The sequence below is a fragment of the Ruegeria sp. AO1 genome (genome assembly GCF_056535985.1).
Window position 1 is genome coordinate 3,620,236 of the sequence record NZ_JBQFJC010000001.1, and the last position, 16,848, is coordinate 3,637,083.

Sequence of the window (16,848 nt, forward strand, 5' to 3'; positions counted from 1 at the left end):
TCACAAGGTAAAATGACTTTCTTGTGGGTATAGAAACGAAGACGCCTCCGACGCACAGAGCGCGGAGGCGTTTGAGCACACAAAAAGGCGGTGCTACCCGGTTCTGTTGAGGTCTTTGATCAGCTGGTTCAGGTTTCCTTGACGTGCATCCAGCATCGCCCCGATTTCGGTGCGTTCGGTTAGCAGCAAGTTCACTCCCTCAATGAACATGTTGTAGAACTTATCGCGACCGGATTTGTCAGAAACCAGGAAGGTCACGTCAAAGGGCGACGATCCCCGCAGTTTGACCGAGGTGCGCACTTCATAGCCAGCTTTGATTCGGCGCGCGTTTCGTACATCCACCTGGCCGCCAATGAATTCGCGGAACCGGCGTCCGTATTTGCGCGAGATATAGCCTTGGAACGCTTTGGTGAATTGTCTCAACTGCGCCGGAGAGGCAGAACGGGCGTCCGCCCCAAGCGCATAGCGCGCCATGATCGGAACATCAGCGTATTGCACAAAAATCTTCTCGAAATCACGCAGCATGGCTTTTTCGGATTTGCCCGAGGCGATCACGCGGTTGATATCCGCGACAACACTGTTGACCAGTTGTTTGGCACCCGCCTCGGTCAGGGCCAGAGCGGGCAAAGGCAGGGCAACAATAGCTGCTCCGGCCACAGAGGTTTTAGGAAATGTCTTCGGTTTAAAGCGTTACTCAGCATAAGGGTCCTCGTAGGGGTCGAGAAGGGATCACTAACAGGGTCGGTTCCGGCGTCGGCATATGGATCGTTGTAGAGATCCAGGAAGGCGTCCTCGTCGTCGCGTGCCAATTCGAAGCGGCGGTTTTGCAGGTAGATCAGTCGGGCCTGCGCATAGCTATCGGCACTTTCGTAGAGAATCGAGTCCACTGTATCAGAAAATCGTCCCCGATCCCCCATCCGACGTACGACCTCGGCATAGACGCCTATGTTTTCCGCAGGCCGCACCGGTGTGAAGTTGATCGGGTTGGAGAAAAGATTGAATACAACACCCACAGCGTCTCGGGTGGTTGACGGGCCGTAGAAAGGCAACTCAACATATGCCCCTTCTCCAAAACCCCACACATGCAGAGTTTCGCCGAAATCAGTGTCGACGGGGGGCATGTTCAGTTCAGCCGCAGGGTCAAACAAGCCAAAAGCGCCCGCAGTCATGTTGATCACGAACCGCAGCAGCGCGTTGCCCGTTTGTTTGGGGTTACCTTGCAGCAGGTAATCCACCGCCTGCCCAGGCAGCGTGATGTTTTCAGCAAAGGTACTGAAGCTTGTCACGACCGGATCTGGTACGATCCTCACATAGCTTTTCGAGGCGGGACGAAACAAAAAGCGGTCGACGCCAAGGTTGAACTTGTGAATGCCCCTGTTAGCGTTTTCGAAAGGGTCGAAAACCTCACCCCGGGCAGCCTGTTCCGGGGGTTGTGACGCGCAGGCCGACAAGAGGACCATAAGTGACAGAACAACAAGATGTTTGAAGCCAAATTTGCTCAACACGGTCTTAGCTACTCCAATACGGCCCGGCTCGACGCTTGGGCGATCAATCAATACCTGCGTGTCCGACAGACACAAGTTGTTGTCACATAGAGGTTTCAGCGCTTGAATGAAACACATAGCGTTAAACCCGGTAAATCAAACAAGGTAAAGTGACACGACTTCAACAGTTCGAAATAGGACAGGATACGCCCACTGAGCGCAACAATCAGAAAATTCGGTTTCCGGCTTTCCCAGCGGCATCATCCCGGTTAGCGTCCGCCCGAGTCGATTTTGGGTGAGGACAATCACATGAGCATCTCGGAAAAACTGCAAAGCCTGGGCGTATCGCTGCCAGACGCACCGGCCCCGGCCGCAAACTATGTGCCCTTCGTGCGCGTGGGCAATATTGTCTATGTCTCGGGTCAGATTTCCAAAGCGGACGACCTGATCACCGGCAAACTGGGCGATGACATGGATGTCGACGCGGGTGCAGCGGCGGCAAAGGTCTGTGCGATCAACCTGCTGGCTCAGGTCAAAGCGGCCTGCGATGGGGATATCGAGAAGCTGGTGCGGGTGATCAAGCTGACCGGTTTTGTGAACTCGACTGCTGATTTCACGGCGCAGCCGCAGGTGATCAACGGTGCGTCCGATTTTCTGGTTGAAGCGCTGGGCGAGGCGGGTCGTCATTCCCGCTCGGCGGTTAGCGCTGCATCACTGCCGCTGGGTGTTGCTGTCGAAATCGAAGGTATTTTCGAAGTCCAATGACACCTGCTCTGCCGCCCGCGTTTCTAGAGGCCCCGATTGCCCACCGGGCGCTGCATGACAAAACAGATAACCGCCCGGAAAACAGCCGGGCGGCCATTCGTGCCGCGATCGATGCCGGTTACGGGATCGAGATTGACCTGCAGCGGACCTCGGACAACCGTGCGATGGTGTTTCATGACTACGACATGGCGCGTCTGACCGGGCAGTCTGGACCGATCCAGCAGGTCTCGGCCGCGCGGGCGCAGGCCACGCAGCTGCTGCATGCCGAGGATGGCATTCCCACCCTCGACGATGTGCTTGAGATGGTCGCAGGCAAAGTCCCGTTGTTGATCGAACTCAAGGATCAGGATGGCGCCATGGGCACCAATGTCGGCCCGCTTGAGGCGGACGCTGCGCGGGCGCTAGAGAGCTACGACGGTCCGGTGGCGTTGATGTCGTTCAACCCCAACAGCGTGGCAGAGCTGGCCCGGTTGGCCCCGCATCTGCCCGCGGGATCGTGACTTGTTCCTACAAGCCGAAGGTCGAACTGCTGCCGCAATCGGTGTGTGATCACCTGCGCGACATTCCCGATTTCGACCGGGTTGGGGCCAGTTTCATCAGCCATGAGGTTCATGATCTGGACCGTCCGCGCGTTGCCGAGTTGAAAGCGCGCGGTGTGCCGATCCTGTGTTGGACGGTAAAGTCGCCTGAACAAGAGGCAGAGGCCCGCGCCGTTGCCGACAATGTGACCTTTGAGGGGTATCTGGCCAAGCATCCGGGTTGAACCTGTCGCACCTCGTCACAGATAAAGACCAGACGCGGAGGGCACATGGATCAGGCGCAGATCGAAATTCAGGTACTTGGATCACTCTCGCAAATCTCTGCGGCCGAGTGGGATGCCTGCGCCTGCCCTGAGGCGGCGGATGGCGGGCGTCCGCTGGATCCCTTTACCACGCACCGGTTTTTGCTGGCCTTGGAAAACAGCGGCTCGGTTGGGCGGGGCACCGGCTGGCAGCCGCAATACCTGACGGCCTATCTGGATGGGATGCTGATCGCGGCGGCCCCGATGTATGCTAAGTCGCACAGTCAGGGAGAATATATCTTCGACCACAGCTGGGCCCATGCGTACGAAAACGCGGGCGGGCGGTACTATCCCAAACTACAGATTGCGGCCCCTTTCACGCCCGCCACCGGGCGGCGCTGGTGCGTCCGGGATATGAAGGGATTGGGATGTCCGCGCTGGTGCAGGGCGCCGTTCAACTGGCGGCAGACAATCAGGTCTCGTCGCTTCACGCGACCTTCTGCACCGAGGACGAGGCGTTGGCGGGTGAGCAGATGGGCCTGATGCTGCGCAGTTCGCAGCAGTTTCATTGGCTGAATGACGATTACGCGGATTTCGACGGCTTTCTGGCGGCGCTGTCCTCGCGCAAGCGTAAGAACATCCGCAAGGAGCGTGCTCAGGCCAACGCATTCGGTGGTGAGATCCGTACCTTGTCCGGTGATGACCTGCGGCCCGAGCATTGGGATGCCTTCTGGCGGTTCTACCAGGACACCGGCGCGCGCAAGTGGGGCTCACCTTACCTGACGCGCCAGTTCTTTGATATCGCGCAGGAAACGATGGCCGCTGATATGGCTTTGGTGCTGGCAGAACGCGATGGGTATCCCATCGCGGGGGCGCTGAATTTCATCGGGCGTGAGACGCTCTATGGTCGTTATTGGGGCTGTGTCGAACATCATGCCTGCCTGCATTTCGAGCTGTGCTATTATAGGGCCATCGACTTTGCCATCGCGCATGGCATGCAAAGGGTCGAAGCCGGAGCGCAAGGTGAACACAAGCTTGCACGTGGCTACCTGCCAACACGCACGCACAGCCTTCATTGGATTGCCGATCCGGGATTCGCCGATGCCGTCAAAAAATATCTGGACGCTGAAGGCCGCGCGGTGGGAGAAGAGATTGAGATTCTGACGGATTACGGTCCGTTCAGAAAATCGAACCCGGAGGAACAGCAATGACCGAGCTTTTGTCGACCGAGACCCGTGGCCCCCTTCTTGATCCGCTGTTCAACAATGGCTGGACGATGGTTGAAGGCCGGGATGCAATCACCAAGACTTTCATCTTTGACAATTTCGTCGCGGCTTTTGGATGGATGACTCAAGTGGCGATCTGGGCCGAGAAGTGGAACCACCACCCCGAATGGTCCAACGTCTACCGCACGGTTGAGGTTGTGCTGTCCACCCATGACGTCGGCGGGTTGTCTTCGCTGGATGCAAAACTGGCGCGCAAGATGGATGGACTGGTCTAGTCGCGATCCTGTCCGGACCCGATGCCGCCAGCCAAGGATGCCGTGATCGCCATCTGGCGGAATTCATCCGGCGTGACCGTGCCACTACTGACGTCGATATTGCCAGGAATGCGGGTCGTTTTGTTGCCGATAGACCGAACACTGCGTGCCGCTGGGTTGATGTCCAGACACCGCCTCTCATAGCAGGTCAGCCCGCTGGTGTTGATCTGGATCCGGATCTGCCCGTTCGGGCCGGTCACAATCGGGGCCCGCGGTACATCACAAGCCGCCGATACCGCCAGCGCACCGATTCACATTCATCAGTTCCTCTCACCCTCCGGGTTTAGTCCAACCGGCCGTTTCCATCCTTGTCCGCAGAGTCGAAATCGTTGCTCATCTGCGCATCGTATTCCGCCCTTGAGATAAGGCTGTCGCCGTTCCGGTCAACGTCCTGAAATTGCTTTATGTCCAGGAAGGGTTTGGCCTCGGACAGGCCGAGCGCGCCGTTCTTGTCTTCGTCCATCGCCTGAAAGGCGTAGTCTGAAAAGGCATTGAACTCGTCCTTGGACAGGAAGCCATCATTGTTCGAGTCGATGGCTGTCAGCTCTTTTTCATTCAACTCTGCCACGTCGTCCGCAGCTGCGGCACTGGCCATCACAAGCGCGGCGATACAGATTATTCGTTTCATCACTGTCCCCCTCAACATGCGAATCTTGCGCCACTGATGCTGCCGGTAGCGGCACCTGCGCCCGTCAGAATGGACTTGCCTGAACCGCCTCCGAACTGATTGCCGATTGCGCCTCCGATCAGCGCGCCACCCAAGGTGCCGCTCAGGCAGGCGATTTCATGTTGCCGTGCCGCTTGTTGCTGTGGTGTTGGGGCCGGACCGCAAGCTGCAAGAAGGCCTGCGCCGCCCAGAATGAGTGAAATGGCTTTGAGATACATAAACATACTCCCCAGCTATGTGCCTTTGATAATCGCACACTGGGGCGTTGTATCAAGTTAAATAGGGTTAGGACGGCCCCGGTTTAGCCGGGGCCAAACAAGTCAGATTACTTCGAGCAAGCCTTCACCGGCTGAAATCTCGCAAGCGCCGGGGCTTTCTTCCAGGTTCAGCGCAGTGACCTTGCCGTCTTCGACCAGCATCGCATAACGCTGCGAACGCGCCAGCAGCCCGGCTGGTGGGGCGTCGAAATCCATGCCGATGGCCTTTGTGAACTCGGACGCGGCGTCGCCCAGCAGGGTCAGGCCGGCCTCGGTTGCGCCGGTCGCTTCGCCCCAGGCTTTCATCACGAAGGGGTCGTTGACGGAAATGCAGATGATCTCATCCACGCCCTTAGCTTCGAACTGATCCTTGGTGCGCATGAAGCTGGGCACATGGGCTGAGTGACAGGTTGGCGTAAACGCGCCGGGCACTGCAAAGATCACCACTTTGCGGCCCGCGGTTTTGTCGGAAATCCGAACCTCTTCGGGGCCTTCCGCACCCATTTGGGTCAGCGTGGCGTCGGGCAGCATCTCACCTGTTGTAATCATTTATCAGCTCCTGTCGTTTGGATTTGCAGAGTCGGGCTATGCCGCAATATAGGTGGTCGGACAGAAGTAACCATTAGAATTCGACAGGGTGTGATGAACATGAGCCATATTGTCGTGATCGGCGCCGGGCAGGCCGGATCGTCGCTTGTTGCAAAGCTGCGCAAGGATGGGTTTGAAGGTGATATCACCCTCATCGGGGCCGAGCCGCATCTGCCCTACCAGCGCCCACCCTTGTCCAAGGCCTATCTGCTGGGCGAGATGGAGCTGGAGCGTCTGTTCCTGCGCCCCGAAAGCTTCTACGCCGACAACAACATCACCCTGCGTCTGGGGCAGCGTGTCACTGCGATTGACCCCAAGGCCAAGACCGTAACCGTGGGGGATGAGGTCATCTCCTATGACGAACTGGCGCTTACCACCGGGTCGGATCCGCGCTACCTACCTGCCTCTATCGGAGGAGATCTTCAGGGCGTTCATGTGGTACGTGATCTGGCTCATATCGACGATATGGAGCCTCGGGTCACCGAAGGCGCGCGCGCGCTGATTGTCGGGGGCGGCTATATCGGGCTTGAGGCCGCAGCCGTCTGCGCCAAGCGCGGGGTCAAGGTGACGCTGGTAGAAATGGCCGAGCGTATCCTGCAACGCGTCGCCGCCAAGGAAACCAGCGACTATTTCCGCGCGCTGCATACGGGTCACGGCGCGGACATCCGCGAGGGTGTGGGCCTTGATCGTCTGATCGGTGAAAACGGCAAGGTCGTCGGCGCGGTTCTGACGGATGGAACCGAAATCGAGGTTGATTTTGTGGTTGTTGGCGTTGGCATCGCGCCGTCCAGCCAACTGGCCGAGATGGCTGGGCTTGAACTGGACAACGGCATCAAAACCGACGCCCATGGCCGTACATCTGATCCGTCGATCTGGGCTGCGGGGGATTGCGCCTCCTTCCCGCATGGAGAGGGGCGCATTCGTCTGGAAAGCGTGCCCAACGCCATTGATCAGGGCGAGATCGTCGCTCAGAACATGCTAGGGGCAGCCAAGGACTATACAGCAAGGCCGTGGTTCTGGTCGGATCAGTATGACGTGAAACTGCAGATCGCAGGTCTGAATACGGGTTATGATCGGGTTGTCACCCGTCAGGGCGAAGGTCAGACCGTGTCGTTCTGGTACTACAAGGGTGACCAGCTGATTGCAGTCGACGCGATGAACGACCCGCGCGCCTATATGGTTGGCAAGCGCCTGATCGACGCGGGCAAAACCGCTGATCCCGCCGTGGTGGCCGATCCGGCTGCGGATCTGAAACCGCTGCTCAAAGCGTGAGGATCATCGCCGGAGAGTTCCGGGGTCGTGCCTTGGCCTCGGTTGGCAAAGGGGATGCGGGTGCCCATCTGCGTCCTACCACCGACCGAGTACGTGAAAGTCTGTTCAACGTTTTAAGCCATCTGATCGACTTTGAAGGCCTGCGTGTATTGGACCTGTTCGCAGGCACCGGTGCGCTGGGGCTTGAGGCGCTGTCGCGCGGGGCTGACCACATCACCTTTGTGGATGACGGGCGTGTGGCGCAGGGCCTGATCCGCAAGAATATCGACCTGACCCGCAGCGCTGACCGGACCGATCTGATCCGCCGGGATGCGACGCGCTTAGGTGAAAACCCGAACGCGCCCTTCGACCTGATCTTTCTGGACCCGCCTTACGGCAAGTCTCTGGGCCAAAAGGCGCTGGCCAAGGCGTCCGATGCAGGATGGATCGCTGCGGGGGCGTTTATCGTGTGGGAAGAAAACGCTCCGATGCAAGCGCCGGATGGATTCCAGTTGTTGGACAGTCGAAAATACGGCGACACGCATATCTCTTTGATGCTTCAATCACTTGATCATTTGGGTTGATCCTGACTGCCCCAATTCGTTTTAAAATTGAATTTGGGCGGCCAGCAATTTGACGTATCTCCGCCAAAATTGCGGCCAAATTCGCCTCTAGGCGCCGTAGAAACGCGGAACAACCCTCAAAGGACTCTCTATGCTTCTCAGAGCTGCCCTGACCTCGGCCATCGTGCTGGGCTCCTCCCTGTTGTTGCAGGGCAAACTAAACTCGATGCGAATGATTTTTGGCCAATTGCACCTCGTCTGTGGATCAATCAAGCGTGACGTTGGCCCGTTCGGGCGGGTCCAACAAAGGGCACATCACTGTCGGAGATCTGCAGGGCGAGGCGGACATCCTGCCGGGTTTGGACAACCTGACGTTTTTGCTGATTCAGGACGGTCAGGTCGTCAACTTTGCCGTTGATCTTGTGAGTCTCGAATATGACATGATGATCAAAGGAGCTTCACAGCGATTTGACAGGGGCAGCTGCACGCCATCTTGATCCGATTTTGAGGCGCGGGCCGGTTTGTGCTAGGCTTCTGGCATGGACCGCGCCCTACCGCCCTTGTTCTGGGGTTTGGCTCAGGACACTAACACAGAAACCGGCCCGCCGTGCAAACCTGCACGCGCGCCGGTGTTCATCCACGACGCGATCACGCCGTGGGGGGCTGAGACGATGCTGCTGAAAGTGCTACGGGATCAGGCTGCCGATCACGAAGAATAGGTCGGATGGAACTTGCCGCCGGGTGACAGGGTAAAAATCTCGACCCCATTTGCGGTTACGCCGACCGAATGTTCGAACTGCGCCGAGAGCGACTTGTCGCGGGTCACAGCAGTCCAGTCGTCGGCCAGAGTCTTGGTCACAGGGCGGCCCAGATTAACCATCGGTTCGATGGTGAAGAACATTCCCTCTTCCAGAACGGAACCGGTGCCGGGGCGACCATAGTGCAGCACGTTTGGCGGCGCGTGGAACACTCGACCAAGCCCGTGGCCACAGAAATCGCGGACGACGCTCATACGGTGCGCTTCGACATAGGACTGGATCGCATGGCCGATATCGCCGAACGTGTTGCCCGGCTTGACCATCTCGATGCCCTTGAAAAGCGCGTCATGGGTGACCTGAATCAGACGCTCCGCCTTACGCGGCAGTTTGCCTGCGACATACATCCGCGAGGTATCACCGAACCAGCCGTCCACGATGACGGTCACGTCTATGTTCAGGATATCCCCATCCTTGAGCTTTTTCTCACCGGGAATACCGTGGCAGACCACGTGGTTCACGCTAATGCAGCTGGCGTGTTGATAGCCCTTGTAGCCAATCGTCGCCGAAGTAGCTCCTGCGTCCTCGACCATCTGGGTGATGATCCCGTCGATCGCACCGGTGGTTTGGCCGGGGAAGACATGTTGCGCGATGTCATCCAGTATCCGCGCGGCCAAAGCCCCTGCCGCATGCATGCCGGCAAAGTCACCTTGTTCGTAAATGCGGATACCGTCCTTTGTCAGGCGGCCACGATGATCTTTCATGGATGCGAGGCTCCAATTGTTTCGCGCAGTGCTCTATTTACGCTGCTTGTGCAGAAAGTTCCAGAGGGTGCAGCGTCGCAGGCTGTCTCTAGGATGGTTGACGATCCGATCGCAGGTGGACGTGTACAGTGATATAAACTAGCACGGTTAAGATAGTTCTCGGGCGTTAAAATAGAAGAAGGGCAGTCAGATGCAGAAAGCCGACCAGCTGAGGGCCGAGATTGCCACCATTAGTGAAATGCTCAAGACCGGGCGCGCGGACAGGGCGCTGAAGCGTGCAGTCAAGGCCTGGAAGAAATGGCCCAAATGCCAGCGTTTCCGCAGATGGCAGGTCTTGCATGCATTCACCAGGGAGATTTCAAACAGGCACAGACCCATCTGGAGCGCGCCTGGAAGATGGAGCCGGAGAACCCCGACCTGATCCAGAATTTCGGGCTGAGCCTTGTTCAGGGCGGCGATGCTGGCAAGGCTCTGACCCTGATGAATAAAGTCGCTGCCAAGGCCCCTCTGACCCCACCGCAACGCTATGTGCGCGCCATGGCGCTGTTGCAGGAGCGTCAGCTGAGCGAGGCGTTAGAGGACGTTGATGAGGTTCTGCGCCATCAAAACGGCAATCTGCAGGCCCATTGCCTGAAGGCCGATATTCTCGATGAGATGCACCAGTGGAACCAGGCCATCGACGTCCTATTGGCCGTGGCCGAGAAGCACCCGAAATTCCACTATGGTCAGCTGCGACTGGCCAAGGGCCTGGTCGGTTTGGGGCGTATGTCTGAGGCTCTAACCCATGGCCGCGCCGCCTTTGCGCTGGCGCCCGAGGATCCCGAAACGCTGGAGTTCGCTGCAACTCTGCCGAACCTGTCGGCTGAGGATAGGGCGGAATTGCAGGCTCTGACCTCTAAACTGCTTGAGGCGGGCAACGCCAATCGGGAAGCCGCAGCCTCCGTGCATTTCGCCGCCGCGAGCCTTGCGAAACAGGATGGCGATACCGCGACTGAGATGCTTCAGCTGCGCAAGGCGCATGATCAGTTGCAGCATGGGTTCAAAAGCTGGGAAACCCGGGCCGAGAAAGCCTGCCGCCAGCGTCTGAGCACGCCTCTGCCCGACCCTGCCTCAGCGCCGCGCACCGATATCCCGCGGCCGGTGTTCGTGGTTGGCTTGCCGCGCTCTGGCACCACTCTGATCGAGCGGATTCTGGCCTCACATTCCGCCGTGCAAGGGCTGGGAGAGTTGGCAGGCGTGCATCACTGGGCCCGCAGGGTCGAAAGCCAATCGAGCGCTGGAAGTGACGCGCAGGCGCTGGCCGACTACTACGCGGATAATTTGCCCCAGACCGCAGAAGAAACGCGCGCCTTTGTCGACAAGGCTCCGGGGAATTACGCGTTTCTGGGACCGATTGTACAGGCCTTCCCGAACGCGGTAATCCTGAACGTTATGCGCGATCCGCGCGATGTGGCGCTGTCGATGTGGCGGACGCATTTCGGAGCGGGTGGCCTGTATTACACGCATAATCTGAGCTGGATGGCAGCCGAGGCGAACCGCTATCGCCGCTATATTCAGCACTGGCATGCCATGCTTCCGGAGCGGATCCATGACATAAGCTACGAACATCTGGTGAATAATCTGGAGGACGGTGCCAAGGAGCTGGCCCAGCTCTGCGACCTTCCTTTTGAACCGGCGATGCTGTCGCCCGACAAATCCTCGGATGCGATCAGAACGGTCAGCAATCTTCAGGCGCGGAGACCGGTCAACACGGCTTCGGTCGGGGGATGGCAGGCTGTGGCCGATCACTTCGCACCGTTTGTGAAAGGGTTGGACGCCGATCTTTGGCCTGAAGTCTTCAATGATCAGGCCTAAACGAAACGCGTAGGGTTCAAATTCCGTTGATCATCCCGCGTGCACGTGGTCATACGCGCCGGTTTGCGCCACTGTGCCCCTGAAATTTTTTCGGTGGAAACTGGGGCTGAGATGGTCAGAGCGATTGCTGCTCTTCTGGTCGTTCTGACCTGCGGTTGCCGCGAAGAGGTAACGATGCTGACGCAGGATCAGCTTGCGGCGCTTTTGATACTGGATCGCAAGATTGCACTGAACCGCGCGGGCGTCACCGGCACGGCACGCGTGAACGCCGGCCAGAGTTTTGAAGTCGAGATCCCTCGGCTTGGCCGGGACACTGGCGTCTGGTGGTTGGAAAGTGACAGGATCTGCAGCCGCTGGGAGACGTTCCGCAAAGATCAGGACCTCTGCGCTGTGGTGGGGCAGGTTGAGGATGGCACCTACCGCGGTTACACACCGGGGCGAGGCTCTTATCTCGGAGAGTTCACTCTCCTGCCTTAGCCGATAGCCCAATCCTTCGCCGCATCGACCTCGATTCCCTGTGGCGAAATCCGCGTGCCGACCACCAACCGTTCAACCCCCTGCGCTTGCGCTGCCTCAAAGGCCGCCGCATAGGCCGGGTCGATATCTGCGGCCAGCGCGAAGCGGTCGCAATCGGTGCGTTGCACCAGATACAGCATGATCGCGCGGTGGCCCTGCTCGGCCATGGCGGCCAGCTCGCCCAGATGTTTGGTGCCGCGGGCTGTGACGCTGTCGGGGAATTCGGCCAGACCAGGCTGGCGGGAGAGCGTGACGCTTTTGACCTCTACATAGGCGTCGGGTAGGTCGGGCTGGGTCAGCAGGAAATCGATGCGGCTATTCTGGCCGTATTTTACCTCGGCTCGGACTGTTTGATAGGCGGCCAGTTCGGGAATCTCGCCACCCTCCAATGCCGCGCGCAGTGCCCGGTTCGGAACCGAAGTATCAACGCCGGTGAAATGGCCATTCTCGTGATCGACCAGCCGCCACCCATGTTTCAACTTTTCTTCGGATCGTCGTTGGGCTCCAACCAGATTTTCTCGCCCGGTTCAGCCAACCCCATCATCGAGCCCGGGTTGGCGCAATGGGCTGTCACCTCACGCCCATCCTCCAGCGTGCAATCGGCCAGAAAGCGTTTATAGCGGCGGATCAAGCGGGCGGGGACAAGGGGGGTTTCAAATCTCATGCCCCACGGCCTATACCTGCCCCAACAGCCGATCAAGAGGGGGCGCGCGCCATGGCCAATCCAACCGCTGCAATGCTCGTCATCGGGGATGAAATCCTCTCGGGCCGGACGCGCGATGCGAATATGCATTACCTTGCGGGTGAACTGACCAAGCATGGCATCGACCTGAAAGAAGTGCGTATTGTCAGCGATGACGCCCCGGCGATCGAGGCGGCGGTCAAGGCGCTGTCGGGGTCCTACGACAACGTCTTCACCAGCGGAGGCATCGGGCCGACTCGCTGACGATATCACCGCAGACTGCATCGCCCGTGCTTTCGAGACCCCGATTGACGTGCGCGACGATGCGCGGGCGCTGTTGCAGGCGCATTACGACAAGTCGGGGCTGGAGTTGAACGAGGCCCGCCTGCGTATGGCCCGCATTCCTGACGGGGCTGCATTGATCGACAACCCGGTCTCAACTGCGCCTGGATTTACCATCGAAAACGTGCATGTGATGGCCGGGGTGCCCTCGGTCTTCCAAGCCATGGTGGCCAGTGTTTTGCCGGATCTGACGGGCGGTAGCCCGCTGTTGTCTCAGACCTTGCGGGTGGATCGGGGCGAAGGCGACATCGCTGCGACGCTGTCTGCACTGGCCGCGGCGTTCGCGGACCTGTCCATCGGCTGCTATCCGTTTCAGATCAACGGGGTCTTCGGCGCCAATGTGGTGATCCGGGGCATCGAAGGCGCGCGCATCGACGCGGCCATGACCCAATTGGCAAAAGAGCTTGAGTTGTGAGCATCAACTGGCCCGACATCGTCGACGGAACATGGCCCGCTGCGCGCGCGGACGTCCTTGGCCCCTTCCGCCTGCGCGAAGGGCAGGGTGGTGGATCGCGCGTGTCTGCCGCCAATGCGCTGGGTGACGCGACCGAGGCTGATATCATCGCGGCCGAGGGTGCCATGAAGGCAATGGGCCAGAAGCGCATCTTTTGTCTTTGGCCCGATGACCGCAAGCTCGACGCCCAACTGGAAGCGCGCGGCTATGAGGTTCTGGACCCGGTCAACATCTACGCCTGCCCGCCGGGACAATTGACCGATCAGCCTCTGCCCCGCGTGACCGCGTTCGACATTTGGCCACCGCTTGCAGTCATGGAGGAGATCTGGGCCAAGGGCGGTATCGGCCCTGAACGTCTGGCCGTGATGGAGCGTGCTGCGGGCCCCAAGACCGCGTTCCTGTTGCGGCATTCCGATCGCCCGGCGGGAACTGTGTTCATGGCCATGAAGGCGATGTGGCCATGGTGCATGCGCTTGAAATCTTGCCCGATCACCGCCGCCAGGGTCTGGGCCAATGGGCCATGCGGGCAGCAGCCTTCTGGGCGCGGGACAACGGGGCGAAAACGCTCAGCGTGATCTGCACAAAGGCTAATGCTGGGGCGAATGGCCTCTACCGTGCGCTCGGGATGGAGATTGTCGGGGAATACCATTATCGTCAACGTGTCTAAGGAGTTAAGAAAGCCCGTGACCCAGACTGATCTACCCACCGCGCTGAACCTGCCCATGGCCGACCCTTTGCCGCCTGAGACGCAGAAATACTTTGATGTCTGCCTCGAAAAGCTGGGCATGGTGCCGAATGTGCTGAAAGCCTACGCGTTCGATACCGACAAGCTGAACGCCTTCACGGCTATGTATAACGACCTGATGCTGGCAGATAGCGGACTGTCCAAGCTCGAACGTGAGATGATCGCGGTGGTCGTGTCCTCGATCAACAAGTGCTTCTACTGCCTTGTTGCTCATGGTGCAGCAGTGCGGCAGATGTCCGGTGATCCGCAACTGGGCGAGATGCTGGTGATGAACTACCGCACCGCCCCTTTGGATGCGCGCCAGCGTGCGATGCTGGATTTTGCTGCCAAGATGACCACCGCAAGCGCCGAGATTGAAGAGGCTGATCGCCAGCACCTGCGCGATCAGGGTTTCAGTGACCGGGATATCTGGGACATCGCCAACGTCACCGGATTCTTCAACATGTCCAACCGGGTGGCCAGTGCCACCGCAATGGTGCCCAACCCCGAATATCACGCCCAAGCCCGATGATCCGACGCCTCGCCCTTGCCTTTTGTCTGATGGCCGGACCCGTTCTGGCGCAAGATCTGACCCTGCCCGCCAGCGCGCGTCGGATCAGCGAGAGGACCTCGCCGCTGGACAGCTATGAGTTGCCCACAGGGCCCGTTGCAGATGGCATAGTCCCCTCTCGAACGGTCGAGGGGCGGGTCGAGCGGCTGACATGGCGCTTGCAGGCGGGCTCTAGCACGACGCTGCAATTGCTGGCTCCGCTGCGGGATCAGCTCGTGGCGCAAGGCTTTGACATCCTGTTCGAATGTGAGGCCCGGACCTGCGGCGGGTTCGACTTCCGCTTCGGAACCGAGGTGGTGCCAACGCCGGATATGTCGCTATTCGCGACTATCGTTTTCTGTCCGCCACCAAAGGCGATGAAGCGCTCAGCCTGCTGGTCAGCCGCAACCCGCCGGATGGCTACGTGCAACTGATCCGCGTCGCACCCGTTGATGCGCCGGACCCAACGCCTGTGGTCGTTGAGCAATCCGCCAGCGGAACCGAAGGCCTTTTGGACGCGTTGCAGCAGTCGGGCCATGTGATCCTTGACGATTTGCATTTCCGCACCGGCGAGGTGGCACTGGGCGACGGCCCGTTCGCCTCATTGTCGTTGCTGGCGCAGTTCCTGGCCGACAACCCGTCGACCCGGTTGGCGTTGGTCGGGCATACTGATGATACCGGCACGTTGCAGGCCAATACAAAGGTCAGCACCGAACGGGCGCAGGCCGTGCGCGCCCGTCTGATCGACACGCATGGCGTCGCGGCGGACCGGATCGAAGCACAGGGTGTGGGATATCTGGCGCCGCTGACCTCGAATGTGACACCTGAAGGGCGCGATCTGAACCGTAGGGTTGAGGCTGTCTTGCTGGTCAATTGACGCGTCTACACAAAAAAAGACCCGCACGAAGAACGCACGGGCCGATCCAGTTCACCGGGAGAATTACCAGTCCATCGCGCCTTTTTCGGAATAAGCGTCAACGAGGAAGTCTATGAAGGCCCGTACCTTGGGCTGAGTAAAGCGGCCTGGAGGATAGACCGCGTAGATGCCTTGCACTTCGTCCGGCAGGGATGGCATGGCATCCACAACCTCACCGGATTTCAGCGCATCGGCGTAAAGATAGCTGGGCAGATAGGCGATGCCGAGGCCCGAGACTGCTGCATTCAACAGCGATTGCCCGTCGTTCACGCTAAGCCAACCGGCCGTGCGCACCTGACGTTTCTCGCCCGACGGAGCAGTCAGGCGCCAGACATTGCCCGAGGATTGGCTGGAATAGTGCAGCAGCTTGTGTTCATTCAGATCGTCGATCTTCTGCGGCCGTCCGTATTTCTCAATGTAGCTGGGGGCTGCAACCATGCGTTTGACGGTTTCCGTCAGCTTACGGGCGCGCAAAGTGCTGTCTTCCAGCTCTCCGATGCGAACGGCGACGTCAAAGCCCTCGGAAATCAGTTCCACGTAGCGGTTATTGAGCACCATGTTCACGGTAATGTCAGGATAGGTGGCCAGAAAATCTGACAGCACGGGCGACAGGTGATTGACCCCGAAATCCGTCGCCACGCTGATCCGCAGCAGGCCAGAAGGGGCCGATTGCATCGCGGTGACCAGCGATCCGCCTCACCTGCGTCGTTCAGCACCCGGCGGGCGGTCATAATAGGCCAGTCCAATCTCGGTCGGAGAAACGCGACGCGTGGTCCGGTTGAGCAGTCGTGCCCCCAGCCTCGACTCGAGGCTGGACACGTGCTTGGAAACGGCTGATTTGGAGATACCCATTTTCTTGGCCGCATCGGTGAAGCCACCTTGGTCCACCACGTTGGCAAAGGCTTCCATTTCCGTCAGTCGATCCATTCTCGTTCCCCAGATCTTGCTACTTGCAACGACTTTGCCCCTCAATCTGGGCGGAATCGGGGCGGACATGGGATAATATCAGGGTTTTGAATCGGATCGTTTGCGTATCAGAAACGCGGAAACAGTTGTTTCCCGCGATGGTGATCGCCCTGCAAACGGGCGTTTTCTGGAAAATATTCAAGATGTGCTAGGTTTAGAATGGCATTTTTGTGACGAGGGAGGAGATCATGAAAGCCTTTTTTACAGCCATTTCAGTTGCTCTGTTTGCCACAGCCGCCGGAGCGCAGGACCAAACGCCATCCGCGCCGGGTGCGCAGGTCTATTTCGCGAACCTTGCGGATGGTGACACAGTGCAATCACCGGTCACGGTGGTCTTTGGCCTCAGCGGCATGGGCGTTGCGCCTGCCGGGACCGAAGCAGACAATACCGGCCACCACCACCTGCTGATCAACCGCCCGCCACTAGGTC

Annotated in this window: 17 protein-coding genes and 8 pseudogenes; 16 read left to right on the top strand and 9 right to left on the bottom strand. The window is 59.1% G+C overall.

Going from position 1 to position 16,848, the window contains the following annotated elements; all coding sequences use genetic code 11:
- Window positions 1-93 precede the first annotated feature (93 nt).
- Together ACR3FB_RS17990 and ACR3FB_RS17995 are read right to left on the bottom strand one after the other, a co-directional pair.
- Window positions 94-701 (bottom strand): annotated as a pseudogene (locus ACR3FB_RS17990) (MlaC/ttg2D family ABC transporter substrate-binding protein).
- A pseudogene (locus ACR3FB_RS17995) lies at window positions 691-1,460 on the bottom strand (MlaA family lipoprotein). The pseudogenes ACR3FB_RS17990 and ACR3FB_RS17995 overlap by 11 nt, the downstream one beginning before the upstream one ends.
- A 333-nt stretch (window positions 1,461-1,793) precedes the next feature.
- Between ACR3FB_RS17995 and ACR3FB_RS18000 the strand changes: the two are divergent.
- The 4 genes and pseudogenes from ACR3FB_RS18000 (at window position 1,794) to ACR3FB_RS18015 (ending at window position 4,531) form a co-directional block, all read left to right on the top strand.
- Window positions 1,794-2,249 carry a RidA family protein gene (locus ACR3FB_RS18000; protein WP_170459597.1) on the top strand — a complete coding sequence of 152 codons (456 nt, stop codon included), beginning with the start codon at window positions 1,794-1,796 and terminating at the stop codon, window positions 2,247-2,249.
- Window positions 2,246-3,012, top strand: a pseudogene (locus ACR3FB_RS18005) (glycerophosphodiester phosphodiesterase family protein). Before ACR3FB_RS18000 ends, ACR3FB_RS18005 begins: the two are co-directional and overlap by 4 nt.
- Window positions 3,013-3,057: 45 nt before the next feature.
- Window positions 3,058-4,241 (top strand): annotated as a pseudogene (locus ACR3FB_RS18010) (GNAT family N-acetyltransferase).
- Window positions 4,238-4,531 (top strand): 4a-hydroxytetrahydrobiopterin dehydratase, encoded by a 294-nt coding sequence (locus ACR3FB_RS18015; RefSeq protein WP_170379422.1) that lies wholly within the window; start codon window positions 4,238-4,240, stop codon window positions 4,529-4,531. Before ACR3FB_RS18010 ends, ACR3FB_RS18015 begins: the two are co-directional and overlap by 4 nt.
- On the opposite strand, the gene ACR3FB_RS18020 is transcribed toward ACR3FB_RS18015, so the two are convergent.
- The 4 genes from ACR3FB_RS18020 to ACR3FB_RS18035 form a co-directional block, all read right to left on the bottom strand.
- On the bottom strand, window positions 4,528-4,770 hold the full coding sequence (locus ACR3FB_RS18020) for a hypothetical protein (protein WP_425084853.1): 243 nt from the start codon (window positions 4,768-4,770) through the stop codon (window positions 4,528-4,530). The genes ACR3FB_RS18015 and ACR3FB_RS18020 overlap by 4 nt on opposite strands.
- A gap of 83 nt (window positions 4,771-4,853) precedes the next feature.
- Window positions 4,854-5,198 (bottom strand): EF-hand domain-containing protein, encoded by a 345-nt coding sequence (locus tag ACR3FB_RS18025; protein WP_425084854.1) that lies wholly within the window; start codon window positions 5,196-5,198, stop codon window positions 4,854-4,856.
- Window positions 5,199-5,209: 11 nt separating this feature from the next.
- The gene (locus ACR3FB_RS18030) at window positions 5,210-5,455 is read right to left on the bottom strand and encodes a hypothetical protein (protein ID WP_170379414.1); all 246 of its coding nucleotides are present in this window, start codon (window positions 5,453-5,455) and stop codon (window positions 5,210-5,212) included.
- 102 nt (window positions 5,456-5,557) lie between these two features.
- The gene (locus ACR3FB_RS18035; protein ID WP_170379412.1) at window positions 5,558-6,043 is read right to left on the bottom strand and encodes a peroxiredoxin; all 486 of its coding nucleotides are present in this window, start codon (window positions 6,041-6,043) and stop codon (window positions 5,558-5,560) included.
- 99 nt (window positions 6,044-6,142) lie between these two features.
- Here ACR3FB_RS18035 and ACR3FB_RS18040 point away from each other — a divergent pair, with 99 nt between their 5' ends.
- The 4 genes from ACR3FB_RS18040 (at window position 6,143) to ACR3FB_RS18055 (ending at window position 8,615) form a co-directional block, all read left to right on the top strand.
- Window positions 6,143-7,354, top strand: a complete 1,212-nt coding sequence (locus ACR3FB_RS18040) for an NAD(P)/FAD-dependent oxidoreductase (protein WP_480566463.1) — start codon at window positions 6,143-6,145, stop codon at window positions 7,352-7,354.
- Complete coding sequence (gene rsmD, locus ACR3FB_RS18045) at window positions 7,351-7,917, top strand: 16S rRNA (guanine(966)-N(2))-methyltransferase RsmD (protein ID WP_480566465.1); 567 nt, start codon at window positions 7,351-7,353, stop codon at window positions 7,915-7,917. Before ACR3FB_RS18040 ends, rsmD begins: the two co-directional genes overlap by 4 nt.
- Window positions 7,918-8,171: 254 nt before the next feature.
- The gene (locus tag ACR3FB_RS18050) at window positions 8,172-8,393 is read left to right on the top strand and encodes a hypothetical protein (RefSeq protein WP_480566467.1); all 222 of its coding nucleotides are present in this window, start codon (window positions 8,172-8,174) and stop codon (window positions 8,391-8,393) included.
- A gap of 42 nt (window positions 8,394-8,435) precedes the next feature.
- Window positions 8,436-8,615: a hypothetical protein gene (locus tag ACR3FB_RS18055; protein ID WP_480563225.1), complete on the top strand. Its 180-nt coding sequence runs from the start codon at window positions 8,436-8,438 to the stop codon at window positions 8,613-8,615.
- Here the strand turns inward: ACR3FB_RS18055 and map are convergent.
- Window positions 8,603-9,415 (bottom strand): type I methionyl aminopeptidase, encoded by an 813-nt coding sequence (map, locus tag ACR3FB_RS18060; RefSeq protein WP_480563226.1) that lies wholly within the window; start codon window positions 9,413-9,415, stop codon window positions 8,603-8,605. The genes ACR3FB_RS18055 and map overlap by 13 nt on opposite strands.
- A gap of 306 nt (window positions 9,416-9,721) precedes the next feature.
- Between map and ACR3FB_RS18065 the strand changes: the two genes are divergently transcribed.
- Window positions 9,722-11,269 (top strand): tetratricopeptide repeat-containing sulfotransferase family protein, encoded by a 1,548-nt coding sequence (locus tag ACR3FB_RS18065; RefSeq protein ID WP_480563227.1) that lies wholly within the window; start codon window positions 9,722-9,724, stop codon window positions 11,267-11,269.
- 111 nt (window positions 11,270-11,380) lie between these two features.
- Window positions 11,381-11,746 (top strand): hypothetical protein, encoded by a 366-nt coding sequence (locus tag ACR3FB_RS18070; RefSeq protein ID WP_480563228.1) that lies wholly within the window; start codon window positions 11,381-11,383, stop codon window positions 11,744-11,746.
- On the opposite strand, the pseudogene sfsA reads toward ACR3FB_RS18070, so the two are convergent.
- Window positions 11,743-12,449: pseudogene (gene sfsA / locus ACR3FB_RS18075) on the bottom strand (DNA/RNA nuclease SfsA). The gene ACR3FB_RS18070 and the pseudogene sfsA overlap by 4 nt on opposite strands.
- Window positions 12,450-12,500: 51 nt before the next feature.
- Here sfsA and ACR3FB_RS18080 point away from each other — a divergent pair.
- From ACR3FB_RS18080 to ACR3FB_RS18100, 5 genes and pseudogenes are all read left to right on the top strand, one after another.
- Window positions 12,501-13,224 (top strand): annotated as a pseudogene (locus tag ACR3FB_RS18080) (competence/damage-inducible protein A).
- A pseudogene (locus ACR3FB_RS18085) lies at window positions 13,221-13,930 on the top strand (GNAT family N-acetyltransferase). Before ACR3FB_RS18080 ends, ACR3FB_RS18085 begins: the two co-directional pseudogenes overlap by 4 nt.
- 16 nt (window positions 13,931-13,946) lie before the next feature.
- Window positions 13,947-14,519, top strand: a complete 573-nt coding sequence (locus tag ACR3FB_RS18090) for a peroxidase-related enzyme (RefSeq protein ID WP_480563232.1) — start codon at window positions 13,947-13,949, stop codon at window positions 14,517-14,519.
- The gene (locus ACR3FB_RS18095) at window positions 14,516-14,971 is read left to right on the top strand and encodes a hypothetical protein (protein WP_480566469.1); all 456 of its coding nucleotides are present in this window, start codon (window positions 14,516-14,518) and stop codon (window positions 14,969-14,971) included. The genes ACR3FB_RS18090 and ACR3FB_RS18095 overlap by 4 nt, the downstream gene beginning before the upstream one ends.
- Window positions 14,962-15,414: an OmpA family protein gene (locus ACR3FB_RS18100; protein WP_480566471.1), complete on the top strand. Its 453-nt coding sequence runs from the start codon at window positions 14,962-14,964 to the stop codon at window positions 15,412-15,414. The genes ACR3FB_RS18095 and ACR3FB_RS18100 overlap by 10 nt, the downstream gene beginning before the upstream one ends.
- A 63-nt stretch (window positions 15,415-15,477) precedes the next feature.
- Here the strand turns inward: ACR3FB_RS18100 and ACR3FB_RS18105 are convergent.
- Window positions 15,478-16,380, bottom strand: a pseudogene (locus ACR3FB_RS18105) (LysR family transcriptional regulator).
- 227 nt (window positions 16,381-16,607) lie between these two features.
- Between ACR3FB_RS18105 and ACR3FB_RS18110 the strand changes: the two are divergent.
- The coding region (locus ACR3FB_RS18110; protein ID WP_480566473.1) for a DUF4399 domain-containing protein at window positions 16,608-16,848 on the top strand (241 nt) is incomplete at its 3' end.

Bases quoted from the DNA above. Each gene is read 5' to 3' on its own strand.
- ACR3FB_RS18000 (WP_170459597.1), top strand. From the start codon at position 1,794: ATGAGCATCTCGGAAAAACTGCAAAGCCTGGGCGTATCGCTGCCAGAC.
- ACR3FB_RS18055 (WP_480563225.1), top strand. From the start codon at position 8,436: ATGGACCGCGCCCTACCGCCCTTGTTCTGGGGTTTGGCTCAGGACACT.
- ACR3FB_RS18065 (WP_480563227.1), top strand. From the start codon at position 9,722: ATGCCAGCGTTTCCGCAGATGGCAGGTCTTGCATGCATTCACCAGGGA.
- ACR3FB_RS18040 (WP_480566463.1), top strand. From the start codon at position 6,143: ATGAGCCATATTGTCGTGATCGGCGCCGGGCAGGCCGGATCGTCGCTT.
- ACR3FB_RS18095 (WP_480566469.1), top strand. From the start codon at position 14,516: ATGATCCGACGCCTCGCCCTTGCCTTTTGTCTGATGGCCGGACCCGTT.
- ACR3FB_RS18015 (WP_170379422.1), top strand. From the start codon at position 4,238: ATGACCGAGCTTTTGTCGACCGAGACCCGTGGCCCCCTTCTTGATCCG.
- ACR3FB_RS18030 (WP_170379414.1), bottom strand. From the start codon at position 5,455: ATGTATCTCAAAGCCATTTCACTCATTCTGGGCGGCGCAGGCCTTCTT.
- ACR3FB_RS18070 (WP_480563228.1), top strand. From the start codon at position 11,381: ATGGTCAGAGCGATTGCTGCTCTTCTGGTCGTTCTGACCTGCGGTTGC.
- ACR3FB_RS18025 (WP_425084854.1), bottom strand. From the start codon at position 5,198: ATGAAACGAATAATCTGTATCGCCGCGCTTGTGATGGCCAGTGCCGCA.
- ACR3FB_RS18035 (WP_170379412.1), bottom strand. From the start codon at position 6,043: ATGATTACAACAGGTGAGATGCTGCCCGACGCCACGCTGACCCAAATG.
- map (WP_480563226.1), bottom strand. From the start codon at position 9,415: ATGAAAGATCATCGTGGCCGCCTGACAAAGGACGGTATCCGCATTTAC.